This window comes from Sphingopyxis sp. YR583 (genome assembly GCF_900108295.1).
Classification (GTDB): Bacteria; Pseudomonadota; Alphaproteobacteria; order Sphingomonadales; family Sphingomonadaceae; genus Sphingopyxis.
The window spans coordinates 559,498-580,405 of record NZ_FNWK01000001.1 but is presented as its reverse complement, the minus strand read 5'-3'; the positions used below and the strand labels follow the sequence as shown (position 1 = coordinate 580,405).

Here is a 20,908-nt window from a genome sequence, read left to right as displayed (position 1 = left end):
CCGATCCGGAGACGATATCTCTGCGCGATTGCCATAAGCATTTATACTCCTAGGATCGGCGGGAGGGGGGCTCGATGGTCACGGCACAGGAAAGGCGGCACAGCCTCAAGGCAGTGCGGCGGCTCACGATATTGGCGCAGGATCCGGCGGTAAGGGTCGATGGTGCGCTCGTGCGCGCGCGTATCGAAATCCCGACCGAGGAACTGCTGCCCGGGCCGACCGGCTACAGGGTGAGCGTCATCGACTATGACGCCACCGCCAACATGCTCTACGCCCCTCTCGATCTCGCCTCCGCGCTCGTCGAGGAAGACGATCCCTTCCTTTTCGCAAGCGACGATGAGCTCATCGGCAATCCCGGCTTTCATGCACAAAATGCCTATGCGATCGCAATGCGCATCCTTGCCCGCTTCGAGTTCGCGCTCGGGCGCCGCATCCCCTGGGGCAGCGCGGGCCATCAGCTCCACATCGCGCCGCACGCCTTTGCCGACGCCAATGCATTTTATTCGCGCGAGGACCGCGGGCTCTTCTTCGGTTATTTCACGGCCGCCGCCGAGGATGGCGGACGCGAAACCGTCTATACCTGCCTCTCGCACGACATCGTCGCCCATGAGACGACCCATGCCGTTCTCGACGGCCTGCGCGCGGGCTTCATGGAGCCTTCGCTTCCCGACCAGGCCGCTTTCCACGAGGGCTTCGCCGACGTCGTCGCGCTGCTCTCGGTCTTCTCGCTTCCCGAGACAATCGGGCGGCTGCTCGCCGGCCGAAGCGATACCAATCTCATCGATCCCGAATGGCTGACCGAGGACGCCCTCAAGGAGTCGGCGCTGTTCGGACTCGCCAAGCAGATGGGAAGCGCGCTCACGGGTCTGCGCGGGCAGGCGCTCCGGCGATCGATCACGCTCGAGAAAGGCCGGGATTATCTTGGCGATCCCGAGTTCCAGGAAGAACATAGCCGCGGCGAACTGATCGTCGCCGCGATGCTCGGCGCCTTTCTCTCGATCTGGATCGAGCGGCTGTCGCGCATCGGCCCGGTTCACGACGGCAAGAAGGATTTGCGGATCGTCGTGGAGGAAGGCGCGCGCGCGGCCGATCATCTTTTGACGATGGCCATTCGCGCGATCGATTATTGTCCGCCGGTCGATCTCAGTTTTGGCGATTATCTCTCGGCGCTGCTTACCGTCGACCGCGAAGTGGTTCCGGACGACCGGCACGGATATCGCGCCGCGCTGCTCGAGAATTTTCGCGCCTATGGCATCCGGCCATCGGGCGATGCGAGCGACGACGGGACCTGGCTGCGCTGCGATCGCCGCTTCGTGCACAGCCAGACCCATTTCGATTCGATGCTTCGCGATCGCGAGGAGGTGTTCCGCTTCATCTGGGAAAACCGGGTGCCGCTCGATATCGGCCGTGTCGGCTATATCGAGGTTCAGTCGGTTCGCCCGAGCTTTCGCATCGCACCCGACGGTTTCATGCTGCGCGAGACGATCGTCGAATATGTGCAGCGTCTCACCGCGACCGCGGGCGAGCTCAGCGCCGACTACCAGATCCCGGTTCCGTCCGATATTCCGCACTGGAAGGCGATCACGATCCTGGCGGGCGGGACGATCATCTTCGATGAATATGGCCAGGTCAAATATCAGATCGCGCACCATCTGACCCGCACCGCTGCCGAGCGCGACTGGCAGGCAAGGCGCATCCGCCACCTTTGGGATCGCGGCCTGCTCGACGTCGCCGAAGAGGCGAGGGGGCGCTTTGCCGCCATGCACGCGACCCGCGCGATGATGCGATCGGCGCATGAAAGCCCCGTCGAGCTCAAAGAGAAGGGACTGAGCCGTGCCTGATCCGATCGAGGTTCAAATCCGCTCCTACCAGATGGGGTTCGGCGACTGCTTCCTGATGAGCGTCCGCTACCGGTCCGGCCGCGATCGCCACGTCCTGATCGACTTCGGCTCGACCAAGCTGCCGCCGGGCGCGGGAAAGGATCATCTCCTGCGGGTCGCCGAGAATATCCGGGAACGGGTCGGCGAAGATCGCCTCGCCGTCGTCGCGACCCACCGCCACAAGGACCATATCGCGGGATTTGCCACGACGCGCACCGGCGGGCCCGGCGCCGTGATCGCTGCGCTCACGCCCGCTCTTGTCGTCCAGCCATGGACCGAGGATCCCGATCTCGCGGTCGACGCCGAGGGACCGGCGGCGCTCGCCGCAGAACCCGGGACGCGGCACATGATGGGCGCGGTCCGCTCGCTCGCCGCCATGCAGGGCGTCGCGGAAAGCTATGTCGCCGAAGCGCGGCGCAACCATCAATATATGCGCAGCATCGGCCAGCGTCTCAAGGAACAGATCGACTTCATCGGCGACGACAATATCTCGAACCGCTCGGCGGTCGAGAATCTCATCGCCATGGGACGCGCGGGCCAGGCCGAATATCTGCACGCGGACAAGCCCACCGGCCTGTCGGACTTCCTCGGCGCCGAGGTTCATGTGCTCGGCCCCCCGACCGTCGAACAGGATGCGCGCGTTCGCAAGCAGCGGGCGCGCGACCCCGGCGAATATTGGCATCTTGCAGCCCATGCCGCCGCCGCCGTGCCGGGGGTCGGGGGAGGCAAGGTCGAGCCGCTCTTTCCCGCGCATGTCGTGGCGCGCAAGGCCGGCGAGTTTCCGGTCGATACGCGCTGGTTCGTGCGGCGCCTTCGCGAGATGCGCGGGCGGCAGATGCTGAGCATCGTGCGCACGCTCGACAAGGCGATGAACAACACGAGCCTCATTCTCCTCTTCCGGATCGGCAGCAAGCTCCTGCTTTTTCCCGGAGACGCGCAGGGCGAGAACTGGCGTTTTGCGCTCGAGGACGTCAAGATGGCGGGGGTTCGGGCGCTCCTCGCCGAGGTCGATCTCTACAAGGTCGGCCATCATGGCAGTCTCAATGCCACGCCCAAATCGCTCTGGGCGAAATTCGCGCGCAAGACGTCGCAGGATGATGATCCGGAGCGGCTCCGGACTTTGATGTCGACGATGGCCGACGTCCACGGCCATTCCGCGGATCGCACCGAGGTGCCGCGCGCCTCGCTCGTCGCCGAACTCGAGGGGCAGTCGAACCTCCAGTCGACCGAGGCACTCGGCCCCGGCGACCTCTATCATCTGACCCGTATTTCCGTGTGAGGATAGATTGTGACCGAACGCAATATCGTGCTTTGCCTCGACGGCACCTCGAACGAATGGGCGAAGGACCTCACCAATGTCGCAAAGCTGACCTATGCGATGCTGAAGGACCCGGCACGCCAGCATATCTTCTATAACCCCGGGCTCGGGACCATGGCGGCGCCAGGCTATCCGCTGCCGCTCGGCAATGCGGCGGCGCGCGGAGCCGGGCTCGCCTTCGGCTACGGCATCAAGGACGACCTCGCCGAGGCCTATAAGTTCATCATGAACCACTGGCGCCCCGGCGACCATCTCTACCTCTTCGGGTTCAGCCGCGGAGCCTATACGGCGCGTGCACTCGCGTCGCTCCTTCGCCTCTATGGCGTGGCGATGCCGGGGAACGAGGCGATGGTTCCCTATCTTGTCCGCATGCTCTGGAGCCTGCGCGGCGACGATCATGACATCCGCAAGGAGCGCTACGACCAGGCCCGACGCTTCAAGCGCAGCCTCGCGCTTCCCTGCCGGCCGCATTTTGTCGGCGTATGGGATACGGTGTCGTCGGTGGGCTGGGTCGGCTCTCCCGTTGCGCTCCCGTTCACGCGAGTCAATGAGGATATCGCCATCTTCCGCCACGCGGTCGCGATCGACGAACGTCGCGCCTTTTTCCGGACCAACCTCTTTCAGGCCTCGCCAGGGCAGAGTGTGTCGCAGCTCTGGTTCCCGGGCGATCATTGCGATGTCGGCGGCGGGCATCCCGAGGAGGAAAGCGGCCTCTCGAAATATGCGCTCGAGTGGATGGCCACCGAAGCCGCCGGCGCCGGCCTCGTCATCGACCGCCCGCGGCTCGACGAACTTCTCTGGCGCTCGGGCGGAGCAGGATCCCAGCCGACGCCCGGCGCGATGCGGCACGAGTCGCTGACGCTTCGCTGGCGGCCGTTCGAATATGCCGAAAAATGGCACTGGGACAACAGGACGGGCCAGCGCACCCGCCGCCAGAACCGGGGACGGCGCAGATCCATGCTCGCGGCGCCGCTCGTCCATCCCGTCGCCTGGGAAATTGCGGGTTATGCCGACCGGCTTCCCAGCGATGCGGTCAAACTGGATTGGCCGCTGCCGGAGAAGCCCAACCCATGAGCCCGAGGCTGTTCGTCCAGAGCGGTGTGCGCCGGCCGCATGGCGTCGATGCGGACGAAGCGCTCATTCTCCTTCGCGACGATTGGAACGATTTCGGTTTCCAGACCCTGTTCGACCTCTGGTACAAGACGGGCGACCGCGTCGAGGAGATCGGGTCGGTTCGCATCTTGCGCGCCGGTCAGGAAGAAGGGCGTTCGCCGCTCTTCGACGGCGAGCAGCCGGGCGGGCAGCTCGGAGACGACTATGTCTCGCTCGGCAACAATGTCGACTATTATCTGCGGCTGCTCGACCTAGGCATCGCTTCGTCGGTGCGCCCGGCGCTCAACGACCTGACAGCGAGTCCGGATCTGCGCAGGGCCTTCGAGACCGAAAAGGGCCTGCGGGTGTCGCTCTATCGTTCGAAGGTCCGCCCCGAGGAATTTTACGACGAAATCGACCGGATGTTCGGCGCGGGCGGCCGCCCGCCCGATGATCGCCACTTCACTTTCTCCTTCGTGCCGCAGGCCGGCGATCCGCCGCTCGTCTTCGATTTCGATGTCGGAACCGTGGCCGCGGGGCAGGGGCTGCAGCGGCCTTCGCGCCGCGCCATGGTGCTCGTGGGGGCCAATGGCGTCGGCAAGACGAGCCTGCTCGCGCGGATCGCGCGCGTCGCCTATGCGCCGCCGGCCGAGCGGACCGATGTCGCCGTCGACGGGATGATCCTCGAACCCGTCGCCTTCCCGAACATCGTCGCCGTCTCCTACAGTCCCTTCGACAGTTTCGAACCGCCACGGCTCCATGCCGAGACCGAGGCCGAGGTCGAGCAGCAATATAGCGAGGGCCGCGGGCGATATATCTATCTCGGATTGCGCGACCTCAGCCTGCTCGGCTCGGACGGCATGGCGGCGCCGCGTCTCGTGACCCAGGAGGAACTGGCCGACGCCTTTGCCGAAAATATCATGCGCATCCGCGAGCGCAATCGCATGCCGCTGTTCGCCCGGAGCCTCGATCCGGTGCTGCGCGAGCAATCCTTCATGCGCTACGTGGGCGTGCCGCCGATCGACAAGGAAGACGAACTCACCGCCGACGAACTTTCCGAGATGCGCCTCGCAGGATTGCTGGGCGAGGATCCGAAGGCGCTCTTCGCCCGCCTGTCGAGCGGGCACAAGATCATACTCCACCAGCTTGCCGGGCTGACCGCCAATCTGCAGCGGCACGGCCTCGCGCTGATCGACGAACCCGAAACCCATCTCCATCCGCCGCTGCTCGCGGCGCTCATGTCCTCCATCCGGCGGCTGCTCGGGCGGCTGAACGCCTATGCGATCGTCGCGACCCATTCACCCGTCGTCGTGCAGGAGGCGCTGGCGGCGCAGGTCCTGATCCTGTCGGGGCGCGAGCCGACGATCGCCATGCCGCCGCAGATCGAAACCTATGGCGAGAATGTCGGCGCGCTGACCCGCGAGGTGTTCGGCTATCATCCGACCGCAGGCGATTATAGGGACGTCCTCGACAGTCTCGTGAAGCGTTCGGAGACGGTCGAAGAGGTCGAGGCCTTTCTCGGCGCCGACCTCTCGGGTCAGGCGCTTGCGCATGTGATCGCGGCGCTCGCGCGCAAAAACGGGCAGGGCGGCGGCAAGGCGCGCGACTGATGCACTCGCTGACCTATCCCATCGAGAAGGCGGGGTGCCCCGTCGCGATCCTCCGCGATACGCTCGGCGACAAACTCTCGCAGGCCGAGATGCGCAAGCTTGGCCGCCTTTATCTTCTCTACGTCAAAAAGCGGGGTCTCGCCTGCCGGCTCAAAGCGTCGACCGCCTTCGCAGGAGCGCAGGGAGACTGGCTCCGGAGCGCCTACAAGGCAACCTATAAGGACAAGCCCCTCGAATGGCTGCGGACCGCGCTCCTCGCGGTCGCCGGCAATCGCTGTCCGAGCTGCGGGGGGACCCGTCCCGTCGAACTCGACCATCATCTGCCCAAGTCCGAATATGCGGAATATTCGGTCTTTCCGATAAATCTCGCCGCGATCTGCGGGCCGTGCAACAAGAGCAAGCTTGCGAAGGTCGGTGCCACGGTCGAGACCTCCTTTCTTCACCCTTATCTGGATCGCATCCCCGAGGTCGCTTTCCTCGATGCCGCGACCCACCGGTCGAACGGCAGCTACCTGCTTCGCTTCGCCTTCACCGGCGGCGCGGTTACCGATCCCTTACTGGCCCTGCGTATGAAGAACCAGTTCGGCCAGATCGACATGGACGCATCGCTCGCTGCCGAGATCACCGAGCTGTTGAGCGAGCTCGCCTGCCGGTTCGAGGACGAGCTGGAAGACCCCGCGGGCACCCCGGCCTCGCCCGAACTCGTCCGTGCCTATCTCGAGCGCAGCGCCAAGCGGGTCGAGCGTCAGCATCGCGTCGGTTTCTGGCAGGCGATCATGCTTCGCGCGCTCGCGAACGATGCCTCCTTCTGCGGCGGCGGTTATCGCAGCCATCTGCCGCGTTAGGCCGAAGGGCTTCACGCCGGTCCTGAAGGGGAAGGCCTTCCCCTGACGGCGAGCCCCCGGGGGTCTCGCCATACCCCTTCTGCGGGGGCCTGGCCCCCGCAACGCCCCCCGGAAGGCCGCTGCTGCGCAGCGACGTCATCGTCGGGCCTTCCCGCCGTCGTGGCGGTGGCCGGCGCGCTGCAAGCCGGCCTCGCTTCTCTCTGTCTTTGCGGAGCGCGGCGGCGTCGGCCCGGTCAGCGCTTATGCCCGCCTGGCTGCGCTGGAGGCCAAGCCGAACCGCAGCGCGAAGCGGTGTGACGATGGGAGGGGGCGGCTACCGCCGCCCTTTCTTCGGCATATGTTCGCTGGCATGATCCCGGCTTCCCGTCACCGGCGATTTGAGTGTCGCTTCGAGGGAAACGGGACCCTTGGCGGCCGCCGATGCATAAAAATTCCGGGGCAGCCCGGAGTCTGTCCGACCCAAACGTCTCTTCCCGTGGGAGGTAGGCGATGGACTTTGCGGAAAGCTCGATCGATGCGTGCGATTTGTACGCAGTGGAGGATCGCCATGACGGCAAATGCCGTCGAGGTCAGGCCTCAAATGGCCGTGGCGAACGCAGCCGATGGTTGCTTCGCGAGGTCACGCCGCACGAGTCGGACCTGCGCCGATTCCTGGGCCATCGGGGACATGCCCACGATAGCGACGACATCGTCCAGCAATGTTATTTATCGATGCTCGCCATTGAGAGCGTAACCCATATCAAAAATCCCAGGCACTATCTGTTCGCGGTAGCACGCTCGGTCATCCATTCGATTGGGCGTCGGCTTCAGATCGTTGATATCGGCTATCATGGGGACATGACTGCGTTCAACATCGCTGACGAAACCGTTGCGACAGAGCGAAGCGTTGACGCGCGGCTCTCGCTCGCTCGTATTGATGCCGCCATCGCCGCGATGCCCGAACGCCGGCGTGCAATTGTCCACCTTCGCCAGCACGAGCAAGTTTCCGGCAGCGCTGTAGCGGAGCGATTTGGCGTCGGTGAGACCACAATACGAAATGAGTTGTCGCGCGCGTTGGCCGACATGAGACGGGCGTGCGAGCCGGACTGGAATGATGAGGTTTTGGCTGAGCTAGCATAGGTCAACGGCTGAACTTCGGGGCAAATGCGCTGGCGATCGCGATCCCTTCAGCTTCCGGGACATATTCGCCGCGCTCACCGGGCTTGCGCACGGCGTCGCTGTCGAGGCTGAGGCCGCACCACGCGATCGATCGATGAAATTCTGAGCAAAGGCCAAGTCTGGCGTGAACCACCATTATTGCTGCGATCTCCTCGCAACTGACGTCTCGCTGTGACGTCCTACGCGCCCGACTTTCGCTCCATTTTGATTTCTATTGGGCGCGATTTGTGGGTGGGGCGGAAAATGTCTAATCAAATGAGTATTTTGTTTGCGGGCGTTGTCGCCGGCGTTGACGCGACTCTTTGTTTCGCCATCATGACACCATGGGGAGTAGAGCGAAATCCGGCGACGATTCGCTTGAGGGCGTTTACCGCGACAAGCGGAAGCTCGTGCAGTCGCTCGCCCGAAAAGGGGGCGACGAGGACGCCGAGGATGTGGTCCAGGACGCTTTCATGAAATCCGTGGAAGCCGAACAATCGCGTCCCCTTAAATCGGCCGCGGCCTTCGTCATGGCAGTCACCCGCAACACCGTTATCGATCGCCTCCGCCGCCGCGCATTTCGCTCGACGATCATCTCGGAAACGTCCGATCTTGACGTTGTGGCGATCGACGCGAGCCCTGACCCGGAGCGCTCGGTCATTGCCTCTGATCGTCTGGCCAGAACGATGGCAATTATCGAACGGCTTCCGGACCGCCAGCGCGAGGTGCTATTCCTTCACCGCTTCGAAAGCCTGAGTTACGGGGAGATCGCCAAGCGACTTGGCATCAGCTCGCGGACTGCCGAGGGACATCTGGCGACCGCCCTGAAACGCATATCTTCCGAACTGGACCAAAATGATCCCGATGGCGACTAGGGGGAGCACGGTGTTCGAGCGTCAATCAGTTCCAAGGAGTTTTTACGCATCATGAAGTTCAACGACGACGTAAGGGAAGAAGCTGCGAATTGGTTCGCTGCCCTTCGTCGTGGACCAATGACGGTCGAGGAGCGCACTGACTATGACGAATGGCGTCAGAGCCCGGTCAATCAGGCCGCACTGAACTCAATGCACGAGCTATGGGGAGAGCTTGCCGCGCTTAATCCCGAAGCCGTCAAACCGCAGCGGAGCCCGGCGCGGGCTTCCAGGCGTTGGTTGCCGGTCGCTGCCAGCGTCGCTCTGATGCTCGGTGCTGGCACGATCTACCTCGCTTGGCCTGGTACAGAGCCGACCGCTACCCAGATTGCGACGGCTGTGGGCGAGCAGCGCACGACGACCATGCCAGATGGCAGTGTCATCACAGCGAATGTCGCTACAAGGCTCGCCTTTGCCGATAAGCATCATGAGCGGATCGTTGATCTGGGCGAGGGCGAAGCCGTCTTTTTTGTCCGCAAGGACAAATCTCGGCCCTTCCTTGTGCGGACCGAAGATTATGAGGTGCGCGCCGTCGGTACGGCGTTCAATGTCCGAAATCGTGAAGGGCTGCTTGACGTCGCGGTTATTGAAGGAATCGTTGCGATCAAGGCTCTGTCAGGCCCACGTGAGGGGCAGGAGATCGCTCGGATCACGGCTGGTAAGCGCGTCTCGTTGGGTAACGCGGCCGCGCTTCCGCCATCGACGCCGATCTTGGCCGCTGCTATCCCGTCGGAAGGCATTGCCGAATGGCGCACGCGCACGCTCGATTACGAGGACGCCCCAATCTCGCGCGTTGTTGAAGACCTCAACCTCTTCTTTCCGCGGCAGGTCAAACTTGCCGATCCGAAGCTTGGAGATCAGCGAGTGACTATCCGGCTTCAGGTGGAAGATCGTGAGCGCGCGCTCGCAACTCTGGCGGATCTTCTGGGTCTCAAGGTGAACAAAGGTCGCGATCAGGAAACTCTCTCCGAATGAGCTGCGGCAAATTTCTTACAAAAATGTTTCGGGCGGCCACGTAGGGCGCGCGGGTCAGACGTCACTCCTACCAGACCACACAATAATGGGGGGTAAGAGATGAGGAAAGCGGGCTTTAAAAGTGGGCGTTTGCGTCTGGCGGCGGCAATCAGCACGGCGGCTGTCGCTGTGGCAACGACAACGCCGGCTGCATATGCGCAGGGCGCAACGCAGCGTTTCGATATTCCTGAACAGCAGCTCAGCAAGGCGCTTCTCCAACTTGGACGCCAAGCACGCATCTCGATCGCGGCACCCACCACTATGACAAAAGGGCGAATGAGCAAACCGGTGTCGGGGGACATGACGGCTCGCGAAGCGCTTGAGCGCTTGCTCGCGGGGTCGGGCCTCCAGTTTACCTTCACGTCCGCAAATGCGGTACGGGTGACGCAAGCGGGAAACGCTTCCGGCGCCGCTAACGGTGGCGCGCAGCAGGTGCGAGCCGGGCAAGGGCAGGGTGTACTCGTCGGCTCGGTACGTGATTACAGGACAGGGGCTGCTCTCAAGGGCGCGCGGATCGAGGTAGTGGAAACCGGCGAGAGTACGGCGACGGGCGATCTCGGAGACTTCCGCTTTGCGCGGCTGCCGACCGGCGAGGTGACGCTGCGGATTACCTACTTGGGCTTCCCAGAGCAGACGGAAACCGTGTCGGTTGTAGGTGGGCTTGCCAATCGGACTGATATCTATCTGGGATCGGGCGCGACGACCGAGATCGTGGTCATCGGCCAAGTGTCGGCACGGGCTCAGGCGCTCAATCAGGAGCGCGCGCGCGAAAATACGTCGACGATCATTTCCGATGACTTGACGGGTCAGTTTGACGGCACAACAATTTCCGATGCCCTTCGGCGTGCGTCAGGGGTAGCCTTCATCCCGAACGGCGATACGGGTGAGGGCGCCAATGTCATTGTCCGTGGACTCGCTCCGGATTTTAACACGGTAACCTTCAACGGCGTGCGTCTCCCCGAGGGTGGCGGCTTGGGGCGTTCGCCTTCTTTAGACAATATTCTCGCCGACTCGGTATCCAAGATCACGATCAACAAGACGCTGCTTCCGAGCCAAGATGGCTCGGGAACCGGCGGCCTCGTGGAAATCGAGACAAAAACGCCGCTTGATCGTCCGCCGACCTACGTCAGTGTTTCCCTTGATCACGCGCGTTCGGGCAAGGAGTTCGTTGAAGATACATCGATGTCAGGGACCGCATCAGTGCGCTTTGGGGCCGACAAAAATTTCGGCATCAGCGTCTCGGCGCAATATCGTGACAAAACGCTTCGTAGCTATTCAGTTAGCCCGTCCAGCGTTCTCCTTGAGTATTTGCCTCTACGCGACGACAATAACGAGCCTGCCCAATCTTTCGATTTCATCGATCCTAGGCGGACGCAGCCGTATGATGCCTCGGCGACTACCTTCTACGCGAGCACTTTGGGTGTGGGTAGCAGCGAGAATAGGATCAAAAATCTCTCTCTGAATGCCGCAGCCGCGTGGGATATCGGGTCACACACGCTGCTAAATCTCGATTTATTCTATAGTAGAGCGAAAACAGATACGGCAGGCACAAACGGAATTTTCGTAACAAATTCCGGCTATGAACTGTTGCCGGTTGACGAGCTCAACGGCGAGCAGCGGTATGCTGCTGTATGGCAAGGCGCCGACGGACGCCTTACTGGCAGTGTCGCCCGGTCGGTTGGCTTCTCTAAGCGTTCATCCGAAACATTAGTCCTCAATTTCAAGGGTGAAACCAATGTCGATTCTTGGCAGATAAAATATCGTGGGGGATATACAAAGGGTGAAAGAAAGATTCCTTACGCCGCGGGTATCAGCAATCAATCGCTGTCATTATCTTTTTCTCCTGACATGCTATTGCCCACCATCTCGGGTAATCGGATTGCCGGCAGGATCGTCTCGGCGTTTGCACCAGCTTCGCTCAATGCCGTCGACGGGCCGGGCCTCACTGAAGAAGGCTTTAACCTTTTAAATAATTTTCAATCTATTAACCATTTTGCGACTCAGTTCAATGCTTCTGCCGGCAAGAATGAGCGAGTGATGATCGCAGGCGACGTCAAGCGCGAATTCGATGGGAGTGCGCTGCAATACATTCAGGTCGGCGCATTTTACGAGGATTCTTCCAATTCTTTCGATACTTTGGAATCAACACGTTGGATTGGATTTGTCCCACTTTCAAGTCTTGGAATTGAACTCGATGACGGTGAGGTTAATCCACGGTATGGTAATTTTCGTCAACTGGATGTTGCCAGTGCAAAGGCGCACTTCCTGAAGTTGTACCAAGGTGGCAGTGCAACCGGACTCAACAAAAGGTCATCGATCATTGATCCACGGACGCTTGAGGACGGGACGAGTGAGCAAAACCTAGCGGCCTATCTGCAGTCGGCCATGCAACTAGGAAAATTCGATGTTATCGGCGGATTTCGTCTTGAGCGCTTCAATACCTCTTCAACCAGTTTGTACGGCGCAGACATATTTGACGAGTCTGGCATCGAAGATATTGCGTTTACGGAAGCAAACCGTAGGCTCGAGACGCTGAGCGCCTCGACGACCAATATCCTTCCACGCCTAATGATAAATTTCCGGCCCATGGAGAATGTTGTAGCGCGCTTTGGATATTACACATCAATCGCTCGCCCAAGAATAGATTTACTGAATAGTCAGATACAATCTACTCTACTTCAGCAACCAATATATGGCCCGAATGGAAATCAGCCATATCTTCTGGTTGTTCAGGGAAATCCGGATCTTAAATCTGCTACCACCCAAAATTTTGATATATCTCTTGAATGGTATTTCGATAACGTTGGTGCGGTAAAAATTGGGGCGTTTTATAAGCCGACGAAAAATTCGATTTTTTCAAATCCTTTCATAGTAAGTGAAGAAGTTCTGTCAGATATTTTGCCGAATGATCCTCGATATGACGATCCAAATATCTATGTGAGATTCGAAAAACCTGAAAATTCAAAATATAAATCATGGATATGGGGGCTAGAGGCTTCGGTGGAGCGCCGCCTTGATTTCCTTGGTGAGGCGTTGAAAGATTTTCGTATATATGCTAACGCAGTGTATACAAAAAGTAGAATTACTTCTACATTCTTTTATGCTCTTTCTCCGACAAATAGTGTAGTAATAGATGATCTCCGATACCCAAGTAATCCGAAATTTTCGGGTACTGTATCTGCGCGATACACTAAGGGAAGGCTTGACGCCAATTTGACTTACACATGGCAGGGTCGTCAGACAGGCGCTGGAGTTGCCCGAGGTGATTTCACGAATGCGATTTCAACTCTGGATGCGCGAGTCCAGTTTGAAACCAAATTGCTCGGGTCCGACCTGCGCTTGTTTCTCGAAGGTGCTGATCTGCTGCATGGCACAGGTTATGCCAAGGTGTCCTTTTCAAACCAATTTGGTCCCGACGCTGGCTATCGCTACGCTGAGGGTTACACCGGAGGTCGGACGTTGCGTGCCGGAATGACGGTCAGTTTCTGATGCGAGATAACGGAGAGAGGGAGTCCCTCTCCCTCTCTCCTTAGCGCATTTCCTGAGGACCGATTCCGAAAACACCCGTTGGAGATTATGATGAAGCGCTTCTTTCTAGCGATGCTTCTGTCCGCACTCACACCTTTGCAGGCCGCAGTAGCGTACAAAGATGCTCGAAAGGCTGAAGGGGATACGGCGCAGGAGATCTCTAATGAAAGACGTGTTGGGCTACTCGCCAACGGGTTTCAATATGTCGTCGAGCGGACGAAGGGCGACGGTCAAGAAGTTACAATTAAATTGGTCGTTCGTGCGGGAACGAACTCGGAGGATGTGAATGAGGCCGGCTTCGCTCATTGGGTAGAGCACGCCGTCGCAGCGCCTCCGGAAGGTGTGACTAGGCGAGATACGCTGCGGTTTCTTGAACGCGCTTCACCAAGCTTCACAGCTCAAACATCGTCCACTCACGCGCATTACACATTGCGATTTCAATCGAAAAATCCAGAAGATCTGGATCGCGCAATCGATGAGATTTACCGAATGGCATCGGTTCGTCTGACCGATGAAACGATTGCTGCTGAACGAAATCCAGTCCTCCGAGAAATGAGTGGTCTGCCCAACGAAGTGACCAACCGAAACCGCGAAGTAGCTCGGCAGATTTTTGGCAGTCAATATTTCGAAAGGGTTTTGGCTTCGCGGGAACGGACAATAAACGGTCGACCCGAAGACGTCAGAGCTTTCCATAATCGTTGGTATCGTCCTGATCGCATGATGCTGATCGTCGCGGGAGCGGTCGACGTGAATCGAACACGAGTGGAAATCGAAAAGCGATTTGGATCATTGCCAAAGCCTCTGGTTCACCTCGTCGAACCTGATTTCCCGTTGCATTTTTCCGATCATCCAAGGGTTTTAAATATCGACCCGAACATCGCCCCAACTCCGCAGTGGCAACTTGTAAATCTTATCCCGGATGTCGGTGAAATCGATTCAGATTCTCTTCGATCATGGGCGATCACGGCCATCATAAAAGAGGCGATGTTGAACCGTAGCAGCTATCTGAACTACAGCGGTGCGACTAAATCCAGCATTACATATTATGATCCCATTGAGTACGATCTGAATTATCACGCTGCGGGTGTTGTCGCTAACATCGATGCAACGTCTTCTGACGCGGCTATCAAGGATTTGGAAGCAACTATAACCGCGCTGGCGCAGCTCCGCCTTTATGGTTTCGGTGCCAATGAGTTCGAACGAGCCCGGCAAAAGGCTCGGCTTTATGCGACGCTTGTCGTTAGTGAGTCGGCGAGCCTTTCGACAGAATACGCCAGTGATTTTTCCGAAGGCCGATCCTTCCGGCCTATGGCGTCGAATGACAATAAAATTGCGGCACTCACTTCGGTTAGTCTTTCTGACGTTAATGACCGCGTGGGAGAAATCCTTGGGCCTGAAAGCGCGCTCTATCTGGCGGCAAGCTCAGGCGATGCAGAAGACTTACGAAGCGCTGAAGGCATTTTGCGTGTCGGGCTACCGCGGGAAGCCCCAGCGCTTGGAAAAATTCCATATGTTGCGAGCATTGCCGAGCCGGTGCCAGCGGCGAAGGTTCGCAGTATTGCAAGACAGGCAGATGGCGCCGCGGAAATATTTGAGATCCACGGGGGACCAAGAATTATTTTCGTGCGATCATCAGAGGGCGGACAGGCGCCGACCGTTCGCCTGGCCGTCTTCGATTTTTCAACTGGGCCGGGGCAATCTCTTTCCGTATCTCCTCATCGGCGAAATTTATACGCGGACATAAATTTCCATCCTGTTGGTGCCGATCGATGGGCAAGCGAGCAATTCTCGCGGGATAGGAACTTTCAGGCCAGCGCTATTATTGGGGAGGGCTATGCTGCACTTGATGTCATGGTTGCGAGAGAAAATGCAGAAGCCGCGTTTCAGTTCATCCGGGCAATATTAACGTCAAGGAGACCGAAAGACGAAATCCTGTTTGCGGATGTTAACGGTGAAGATCGAGGTGATCGCCGCTGCGAAAGCTTTCTAGGGCGCTCAGCCGGTCCGCAGGACGTCGTCGCTTTGAAAAGATATGTTACTTCCGTGCAGGCGAGTTCGATCCTCGTTGTTGGTAATCTACCTACAGATGAAGTCGAGACCTTGATCCGAAGTTACTTCGGCGATTTAAAGGTGTCACGTCAGCCGGCGGTTCAACGACCCCAGACGGACCCGAGTATAGCGCAGGCGTGCGATTTTGTTCCTACAGGTCCGAACCTTTCTGCAACACGTCGTTTTCTTTTTCAGAGCGATGTCGCGGATAATATGAAGAACCGGATGATCGTTGCGATATTGGGTGAAATCGCTCGGGCTCGCTTCAGCCAGCGTTTGAGAACCGATCTTTCGATCAGCTATTATCAGTCTGCCGGCGGAAGCGTTTCCGACATCGGGAGAAGAGATGGGATAGGCAAGGCGCGTATTTCAGCAAATTTCGATGCCGATGTGAAGCAATTCGAAAAGGCCAAAAAAGAAGCTAATGGGATTTTTTCATCTCTTGCTTTGGGAGTCATTGAAGAATCAGAAATAGACGATGCGACAGCTATTGTCAGAAGTAAGATTTCGTCACTTTCAAACACGGGAGAGCAATTCCGATGCATGAAGTCGTTATTGGTTAATCACTCCCTTGGAACGTGTGATGCGAGCGATCAGCGCAAAATTTTGGATGCCATTGTCAAGGATGACCTCTTGGGGCTGGCAAAAAAAATCTTTGGTCAGCCGGTCTATGTCGTTCAGAAAAATAACGAGGATAGCTGACGATCATTCCCACGAGCGGATGTTCGCTGCGGTTCGCACCGGCGCCATGCAGTGTCGAGCCGAGCTAGATCAACGCATCGCCCATCTTAAGGCTTGGTGCGATTAAGGGGGCTGCTTCGGTGATGCCCGCGTCGCGGTGGCTGCCGGGCCAGAGACATGTGCCGCCATTTTCTTCTGTGAACGGCACGAGCGGCCACATCATATTGACAAGATATTTGAACGAGCCCTTGGCGCCGGGCCAGAGGTCCTGATCGCGGTGTGGCACCTGCGCGGGCGCGCCAGGACTTATCTCGATCACCTGTGTGAGGTTGAGGTTCAGTCGGTCGCAGGCTGGTAAAAGGACAAGGCCCATCACCGCCCGGTCGCCACTCTTTTGGGCATGGACCTCTGGGAATAGCGTTCGGCACTATGAGAGGAAAGTCTTCCCCTGAGGCTCGGCCCCATGGTTCCCACGGGTCTCGACCTACCACATCTGCGGGGACACCCCGCCACACCCCTTAAGGTGACGCCGCGCCCCGCGCGGCGGCGTGTTCGTTCGGCCTTCCGACAGTCGCGTTGCTGGCCGGCGCTCCCCTCTGGGCGCTGCCCGGCGGGCTGCAAGTCGGCTTTGCCGGCTCCTCCGCTTCGCTGCGGCCTTCGGTTCCGCCCGCCTCGATGGCCGCGCCCGGCAGGTCGCATCTCGCCGCCCATCCCCGCTCCGCCGGGAGGCCTGTGGGATTTGGGGCGGGAATGGAGGAAATATGTCTGTCCAACCGAAACGCCGTGCAAGGCCGAGCCGCCGTCCAGAAGCAACGAACGCGCCGCGCGCATCGCTCTATGATGCGGTCACGAACAAGATCATCGCCGAACTGGAAGCCGGGCGCTTGCCTTGGGTGCAGCCGTGGAAAGCCGCGCATGGGGCGGGCGGCGGCGCATCGGCCGCGCTGCCGCGCAATGCCGTGACGGGACGGAACTACTCTGGCGTCAATATCCTGATCCTGTGGGGCGCGGTCATCGAGGCGGGGTATCCCTCGCAGGGGTGGCTGACCTTCCGGCAGGCGCTGGAGGCGGGCGGCAATGTTCGCAAGGGCGAGCGCGGGACGAGTGTCGTCTACGCTGATCGCTTCATTCCGAAGGGCGAGGCCGAGCGGGCGGCGCAGGATGGCGATGCGGCTCGGGCGGTGCCGTTCCTCAAAAGCTTTACCGTCTTCAATGTCGCGCAGTGTGAAGGGCTTCGCGTCGGGATCGGGATCGATCCGGCCCCGCTGCCCGAGCGCGAAATCGTCCCAGTCGCCGAGGCGGTGATCGCCGAATCGGGCGTCGAATTTCGGGTCGGCGGCGACAAGGCCTTTTATGTGCCCGCCCACGATTATGTGCAGGTGCCTCCGCAGCCCGCTTTCTTCGAGCAGATCAATTTCTATCGCACCGCGCTGCATGAACTGACCCATGCGACCGGCCACGCCTCGCGGCTGGATCGCAAGCTCCTGAACCCGTTCGGCTCGAAAGATTATGCGCGCGAGGAACTGGTCGCCGAAATGGGCAGCGCCTTCCTTTGCGCCTCGCTCGGGATCGAGCCGACCGTGCGTCATGCCGACTATATCGGCTCGTGGCTGGAGGTGCTCCGCGAAGATAATCGCGCCATCTTCCGCGCCGCCAGCCTTGCGAGCAAGGCCGCCGACTGGTTGCTTGCCCGGATGGAGGCGCCGGAGGGAGCCTCCGAGAAGGGGGCGCAAGCCGGGAGGCTGGCGGCATGATCCTCCTGACCCTTGAAATTTGCACCGCGCTTCGCGCCAATGACGAAGCCCGCCGCGCCGCCGTCATGGCAGGGGCAGACGAGCCCGACTTCGTCCCGCTCGTCAAATTTTTCAATCCGGTCGGCGCCGCGACATGGCTCGCGACCGAACTCGGCGAAGACGGCGACACATTGTTCGGCCTCGCCGACCTTGGCTTCGGCTGCCCCGAACTCGGTTCGTTCAGCCTTTCGGAACTCGCCTCGGTGCGGCTTCCCTTCGGTCTCGGCATCGAGCGCGACCTCGCTTTCACCGGGCGCGCGCCGCTCTCGAAATGGGCGATCCTCGCGCGCCGCGCGGGGTCGATCATCGCCGCCGAAACCCTGCTTCGCCGCATGGCCAATGCGGCGAACGACGACCTTCCATCGCTGGATGGATGACGCTGGCGGCCGTTCGCCGCTGAACTCGAAGCCGGTCCGTCCCAATCGCGAAATTCCGACGGACCGGCACCTTCCCTGAAGAAAGGTAGACACATGAAACTCGACTTTATCGACCTTGGCAAGCTGATCGTCAGCAAGACCAATATGCGCCACGGCAAGAAGGCGCCCGATGTCGCCGATATCCTGCCGACCGTCCGCGCGCGCGGCGTCCTCGTCCCGCTGATCGTGCGCCCGGCGGGCGCGGATGGCTTCGAAATCGTCGCGGGCGCGCGGCGCTTCACCGCCGCGACCATCGTTGCCGGGGAGCGCGGCGAGGCCGATCCGCTCCCCTGCGCGATCCTCGAAGAAGGCGACGATGCCGCCGCGCTCGAAGCCTCGCTGATCGAGAATGTCGCGCGCCGCGACGCCCATGAAGTCGTGCAGTGGGAAAGCTTCGCGCGGCTGGTGCGCGAAGGCCGCAGCATCGCCGACATCGCCGAAACCTTCGGGCTGCCCGAACTCGGCGTGAAGCGCATCCTCGCGCTCGGCAATTTGCTTCCGCGCATCCGCAGCCTCTACCAAAGAGACGAAATCCGCTATGCGACGGTGCAGCAGCTGACGCTTGCGACCAAGGGCCAGCAGCGCGCCTGGCTCGCCCTGTTCGACGATCCCGACGCCTATTGTCCGCAGGGCAACCAGCTCAAGGCATGGCTGCTCGGCGGCGACGAAATCGCGGTCGAGCGGGCACTGTTCTATGTCGAGGCAAGCGGCCTCGCGATCGTTGCCGACCTGTTCGGAAGCGACCGCTATTTTGCCGACAGCGACGCCTTCTGGACGCTGCAGAACGCCGAAATCGATACGCGGCGCGAGGCCTTTCTCGACGAGGGCTGGTCCGACGTGGTCATCGTCCCGCGCGGCGAATATTTCTCGGCTTGGGACTATCGCAAGGCACCCAAGCGTAAGGGCGGGCGCGTCTATATCGATGTGCGCGACACGGGCGAGGTGAGCTTTCACATCGGCTATGTCACCGCGAAGGAAGCGGCGCGGCTCGAACGCGGCGAGGCCATCGACACCGCGCCCAAGGCGGCGCGCCCCGAACTCACGTCGCGCCTCGCGGCCTATGTCGATCTTCATCGCCACGCCGCCGTGCGCGCGACGCTGACCGGCGAACCCGGCATCGCGCTCCGGCTCATGGTCGCGCACGCCATCGCAGGGTCGCCGCTCTGGCGCGTCGATGTCGAGCCGCAGACCGCCAAGGACGCGGATGTGCGCGAGAGCATCGAGACCTGCCGCGCCGAAACCGTCTTCGACGAGAAACGCCGCGCGGTGCTCGACCTGCTCGGCTTCTCGCCCGATGAACCCGCCGTCACCGGCGGGGGCGAGCTGTCGCTTGCGCATCTCTTCCAGCGGCTCGTCGAGCTTCCCGACCGCGCCGTCATGGACGTGATCGCGGTTGTCGTCGGCGAGACGATGAGCGCGGGGAGCGCCATCGTCGAGGCGGTGGGGCTCCAGATCGGCGTCGAGATGGACAAATGGTGGGACGCCGACGACGCGCTGTTCGAAGGCCTTCGCGACAAGGAGGTGCTGACCGCCATCGTTGCCGAGGTTGCGGGCGCCGAGGTCGCCGCCGCCAACGCCAAGGAGAAGGGCGCGACGTTGAAAGCGATCATTCGCGACCATCTGGGCGGCACGAACGGGCGCGCCAAGATCGCCCACTGGTTGCCGCGCTGGATGGCGTTCCCGCCCGCCGCCTATACGGCGCGCGGCGGGGTCGGAAGTGTCGCCGCGCATCGCGAACTGGCGCCGGTCGAGGCCGAGCCGCAGCGCGAAGCCGCCTGACGGCGAGGGGCGGCGCGGTGCGCCGCCCCTCGACTGGCTGGAAAAAAATCGCCGCGCCACGCGCCGCCATGCGGGCGCGCGGCGCGGTTCATTTCCGGATCAGATAATATTTGGTCCGATCCGGATTTGTCTCTAGAGAAGCGCGCGAAGGAGATGCGCGATGGCCGACGAAACCCAGGATATGCTGCTGACGCTGACCGCCGATATTGTTGCGGCGCATGTATCGAACAATAGTGTTGCGATGGCCGACCTGCCCGATCTTATCGGCCGTGTTCATGGCGCGCTCACAGGACTTGGCGGTCCCGCCGAAGCGCCGCCAGAGGAACTCAAACCCGCCGTTTCGGTGCGCGCTTCGATCAAGCCAGACTATATCGTATGTCTCGAGGACGGCAAAAAACTGAAGATGCTCCGCCGTCACTTGATGACGCATTATGGAATGACCCCCGACGACTATCGCGCCAAGTGGAACCTCCCCAAGGATTACCCGATGGTCGCGCCCAACTATGCCGAAAAGCGCCGCGCGCTCGCCAAGGAAATCGGTCTCGGGACCAAGGGACGCGGCGGCGGCCGCAAGCCGGCGGCCAAGCCTGCCGCAAAGCGTGGCGCCAAGACCTAGTCCGTACCGGAGCAGCTGCGGACGATCGTCCGCAGCTTCCCGCACTGCCCGCACACGTCCCGCCGCCGCTCATAACCGGCCTCGGCGGCGAGCGACCGCGTGACAGCATTCGCTTGGCTCGGAACCGACAGGCGGAGCCGGTCGGTCAGACAATTGTCGCAGATCGAGGTGCCGCCGAGGCGGCGTACCAGCGCCCTGATCTCTCTCGCTATCGTCATCGTCTCTCGCCCTAGGGGGAT

At 60.7% G+C, this 20,908-nt stretch carries 17 protein-coding genes; 14 read left to right on the top strand and 3 right to left on the bottom strand.

What is annotated here, in order from left to right; genetic code table 11:
- Nucleotides 1–74 precede the first annotated feature (74 nt).
- The 6 genes from BLW56_RS02620 (at nt 75) to BLW56_RS02595 (ending at nt 7,864) form a co-directional block, all read left to right on the top strand.
- Nucleotides 75–1,841: a hypothetical protein gene (locus BLW56_RS02620; RefSeq protein ID WP_177175768.1), complete on the top strand. Its 1,767-nt coding sequence runs from the start codon at nt 75–77 to the stop codon at nt 1,839–1,841.
- Nucleotides 1,834–3,159: a hypothetical protein gene (locus tag BLW56_RS02615; RefSeq protein ID WP_218140478.1), complete on the top strand. Its 1,326-nt coding sequence runs from the start codon at nt 1,834–1,836 to the stop codon at nt 3,157–3,159. The genes BLW56_RS02620 and BLW56_RS02615 overlap by 8 nt, the downstream gene beginning before the upstream one ends.
- Before the next feature lie 9 nt (nt 3,160–3,168).
- On the top strand, nt 3,169–4,272 hold the full coding sequence (locus BLW56_RS02610; protein ID WP_177175767.1) for a DUF2235 domain-containing protein: 1,104 nt from the start codon (nt 3,169–3,171) through the stop codon (nt 4,270–4,272).
- Nucleotides 4,269–5,900 (top strand): AAA family ATPase, encoded by a 1,632-nt coding sequence (locus tag BLW56_RS02605; RefSeq protein ID WP_093509094.1) that lies wholly within the window; start codon nt 4,269–4,271, stop codon nt 5,898–5,900. The genes BLW56_RS02610 and BLW56_RS02605 overlap by 4 nt, the downstream gene beginning before the upstream one ends.
- Nucleotides 5,900–6,745 carry an HNH endonuclease gene (locus BLW56_RS02600; protein ID WP_093509093.1) on the top strand — a complete coding sequence of 282 codons (846 nt, stop codon included), beginning with the start codon at nt 5,900–5,902 and terminating at the stop codon, nt 6,743–6,745. Before BLW56_RS02605 ends, BLW56_RS02600 begins: the two co-directional genes overlap by 1 nt.
- 489 nt (nt 6,746–7,234) lie before the next feature.
- Complete coding sequence (locus tag BLW56_RS02595) at nt 7,235–7,864, top strand: RNA polymerase sigma factor (RefSeq protein WP_093509092.1); 630 nt, start codon at nt 7,235–7,237, stop codon at nt 7,862–7,864.
- A 1-nt stretch (nt 7,865) separates the two neighbouring features.
- Here BLW56_RS02595 and BLW56_RS20510 read toward each other — a convergent pair whose 3' ends face one another.
- Nucleotides 7,866–8,039: a hypothetical protein gene (locus BLW56_RS20510; protein WP_177175766.1), complete on the bottom strand. Its 174-nt coding sequence runs from the start codon at nt 8,037–8,039 to the stop codon at nt 7,866–7,868.
- Between the two features lie 166 nt (nt 8,040–8,205).
- Between BLW56_RS20510 and BLW56_RS02590 the strand changes: the two genes are divergently transcribed.
- The 4 genes from BLW56_RS02590 (at nt 8,206) to BLW56_RS02575 (ending at nt 16,086) form a co-directional block, all read left to right on the top strand.
- The gene (locus BLW56_RS02590; protein ID WP_143043335.1) at nt 8,206–8,757 is read left to right on the top strand and encodes an RNA polymerase sigma factor; all 552 of its coding nucleotides are present in this window, start codon (nt 8,206–8,208) and stop codon (nt 8,755–8,757) included.
- A gap of 51 nt (nt 8,758–8,808) precedes the next feature.
- Complete coding sequence (locus BLW56_RS02585) at nt 8,809–9,768, top strand: FecR family protein (protein WP_093509090.1); 960 nt, start codon at nt 8,809–8,811, stop codon at nt 9,766–9,768.
- 99 nt (nt 9,769–9,867) lie between these two features.
- Complete coding sequence (locus BLW56_RS02580; RefSeq protein WP_093509089.1) at nt 9,868–13,296, top strand: TonB-dependent receptor; 3,429 nt, start codon at nt 9,868–9,870, stop codon at nt 13,294–13,296.
- A 90-nt stretch (nt 13,297–13,386) separates the two neighbouring features.
- Nucleotides 13,387–16,086 carry an insulinase family protein gene (locus tag BLW56_RS02575; protein WP_177175765.1) on the top strand — a complete coding sequence of 900 codons (2,700 nt, stop codon included), beginning with the start codon at nt 13,387–13,389 and terminating at the stop codon, nt 16,084–16,086.
- A 64-nt stretch (nt 16,087–16,150) separates the two neighbouring features.
- Here BLW56_RS02575 and BLW56_RS02570 read toward each other — a convergent pair whose 3' ends face one another.
- Nucleotides 16,151–16,438, bottom strand: a complete 288-nt coding sequence (locus tag BLW56_RS02570; RefSeq protein WP_093509087.1) for a phytanoyl-CoA dioxygenase family protein — start codon at nt 16,436–16,438, stop codon at nt 16,151–16,153.
- Between the two features lie 388 nt (nt 16,439–16,826).
- Between BLW56_RS02570 and BLW56_RS02565 the strand changes: the two genes are divergently transcribed.
- The 4 genes from BLW56_RS02565 to BLW56_RS02550 all read left to right on the top strand — a co-directional run bounded on the left by BLW56_RS02565 (nt 16,827) and on the right by BLW56_RS02550 (nt 20,669).
- Entirely contained in the window at nt 16,827–17,819 is a 993-nt protein-coding gene (locus BLW56_RS02565) for an ArdC family protein (RefSeq protein ID WP_093509086.1), read from the top strand.
- A complete protein-coding gene (locus tag BLW56_RS02560; protein ID WP_093509085.1) occupies nt 17,816–18,235 on the top strand; it encodes a DUF2958 domain-containing protein in 420 nt (139 codons plus the stop codon). The genes BLW56_RS02565 and BLW56_RS02560 overlap by 4 nt, the downstream gene beginning before the upstream one ends.
- Nucleotides 18,236–18,328: 93 nt before the next feature.
- On the top strand, nt 18,329–20,053 hold the full coding sequence (locus BLW56_RS02555) for a ParB/RepB/Spo0J family partition protein (RefSeq protein WP_093509084.1): 1,725 nt from the start codon (nt 18,329–18,331) through the stop codon (nt 20,051–20,053).
- A gap of 160 nt (nt 20,054–20,213) precedes the next feature.
- Nucleotides 20,214–20,669: a MucR family transcriptional regulator gene (locus BLW56_RS02550; protein ID WP_093509083.1), complete on the top strand. Its 456-nt coding sequence runs from the start codon at nt 20,214–20,216 to the stop codon at nt 20,667–20,669.
- Here the strand turns inward: BLW56_RS02550 and BLW56_RS20290 are convergent.
- Nucleotides 20,666–20,887, bottom strand: a complete 222-nt coding sequence (locus BLW56_RS20290) for a hypothetical protein (protein ID WP_143043332.1) — start codon at nt 20,885–20,887, stop codon at nt 20,666–20,668. The genes BLW56_RS02550 and BLW56_RS20290 overlap by 4 nt on opposite strands.
- Between the last annotated feature and the right edge of the window lie 21 nt (nt 20,888–20,908).

Bases quoted from the DNA above. Each gene is read 5' to 3' on its own strand.
- BLW56_RS02620 (WP_177175768.1), top strand. From the start codon at position 75: ATGGTCACGGCACAGGAAAGGCGGCACAGCCTCAAGGCAGTGCGGCGG.
- BLW56_RS02605 (WP_093509094.1), top strand. From the start codon at position 4,269: ATGAGCCCGAGGCTGTTCGTCCAGAGCGGTGTGCGCCGGCCGCATGGC.
- BLW56_RS02600 (WP_093509093.1), top strand. From the start codon at position 5,900: ATGCACTCGCTGACCTATCCCATCGAGAAGGCGGGGTGCCCCGTCGCG.
- BLW56_RS02595 (WP_093509092.1), top strand. From the start codon at position 7,235: ATGGACTTTGCGGAAAGCTCGATCGATGCGTGCGATTTGTACGCAGTG.
- BLW56_RS20510 (WP_177175766.1), bottom strand. From the start codon at position 8,039: ATGGTGGTTCACGCCAGACTTGGCCTTTGCTCAGAATTTCATCGATCG.
- BLW56_RS02585 (WP_093509090.1), top strand. From the start codon at position 8,809: ATGAAGTTCAACGACGACGTAAGGGAAGAAGCTGCGAATTGGTTCGCT.
- BLW56_RS02580 (WP_093509089.1), top strand. From the start codon at position 9,868: ATGAGGAAAGCGGGCTTTAAAAGTGGGCGTTTGCGTCTGGCGGCGGCA.
- BLW56_RS02575 (WP_177175765.1), top strand. From the start codon at position 13,387: ATGAAGCGCTTCTTTCTAGCGATGCTTCTGTCCGCACTCACACCTTTG.
- BLW56_RS02570 (WP_093509087.1), bottom strand. From the start codon at position 16,438: ATGGGCCTTGTCCTTTTACCAGCCTGCGACCGACTGAACCTCAACCTC.
- BLW56_RS02565 (WP_093509086.1), top strand. From the start codon at position 16,827: ATGTCTGTCCAACCGAAACGCCGTGCAAGGCCGAGCCGCCGTCCAGAA.
- BLW56_RS02560 (WP_093509085.1), top strand. From the start codon at position 17,816: ATGATCCTCCTGACCCTTGAAATTTGCACCGCGCTTCGCGCCAATGAC.
- BLW56_RS02555 (WP_093509084.1), top strand. From the start codon at position 18,329: ATGAAACTCGACTTTATCGACCTTGGCAAGCTGATCGTCAGCAAGACC.
- BLW56_RS02550 (WP_093509083.1), top strand. From the start codon at position 20,214: ATGGCCGACGAAACCCAGGATATGCTGCTGACGCTGACCGCCGATATT.
- BLW56_RS20290 (WP_143043332.1), bottom strand. From the start codon at position 20,887: ATGACGATAGCGAGAGAGATCAGGGCGCTGGTACGCCGCCTCGGCGGC.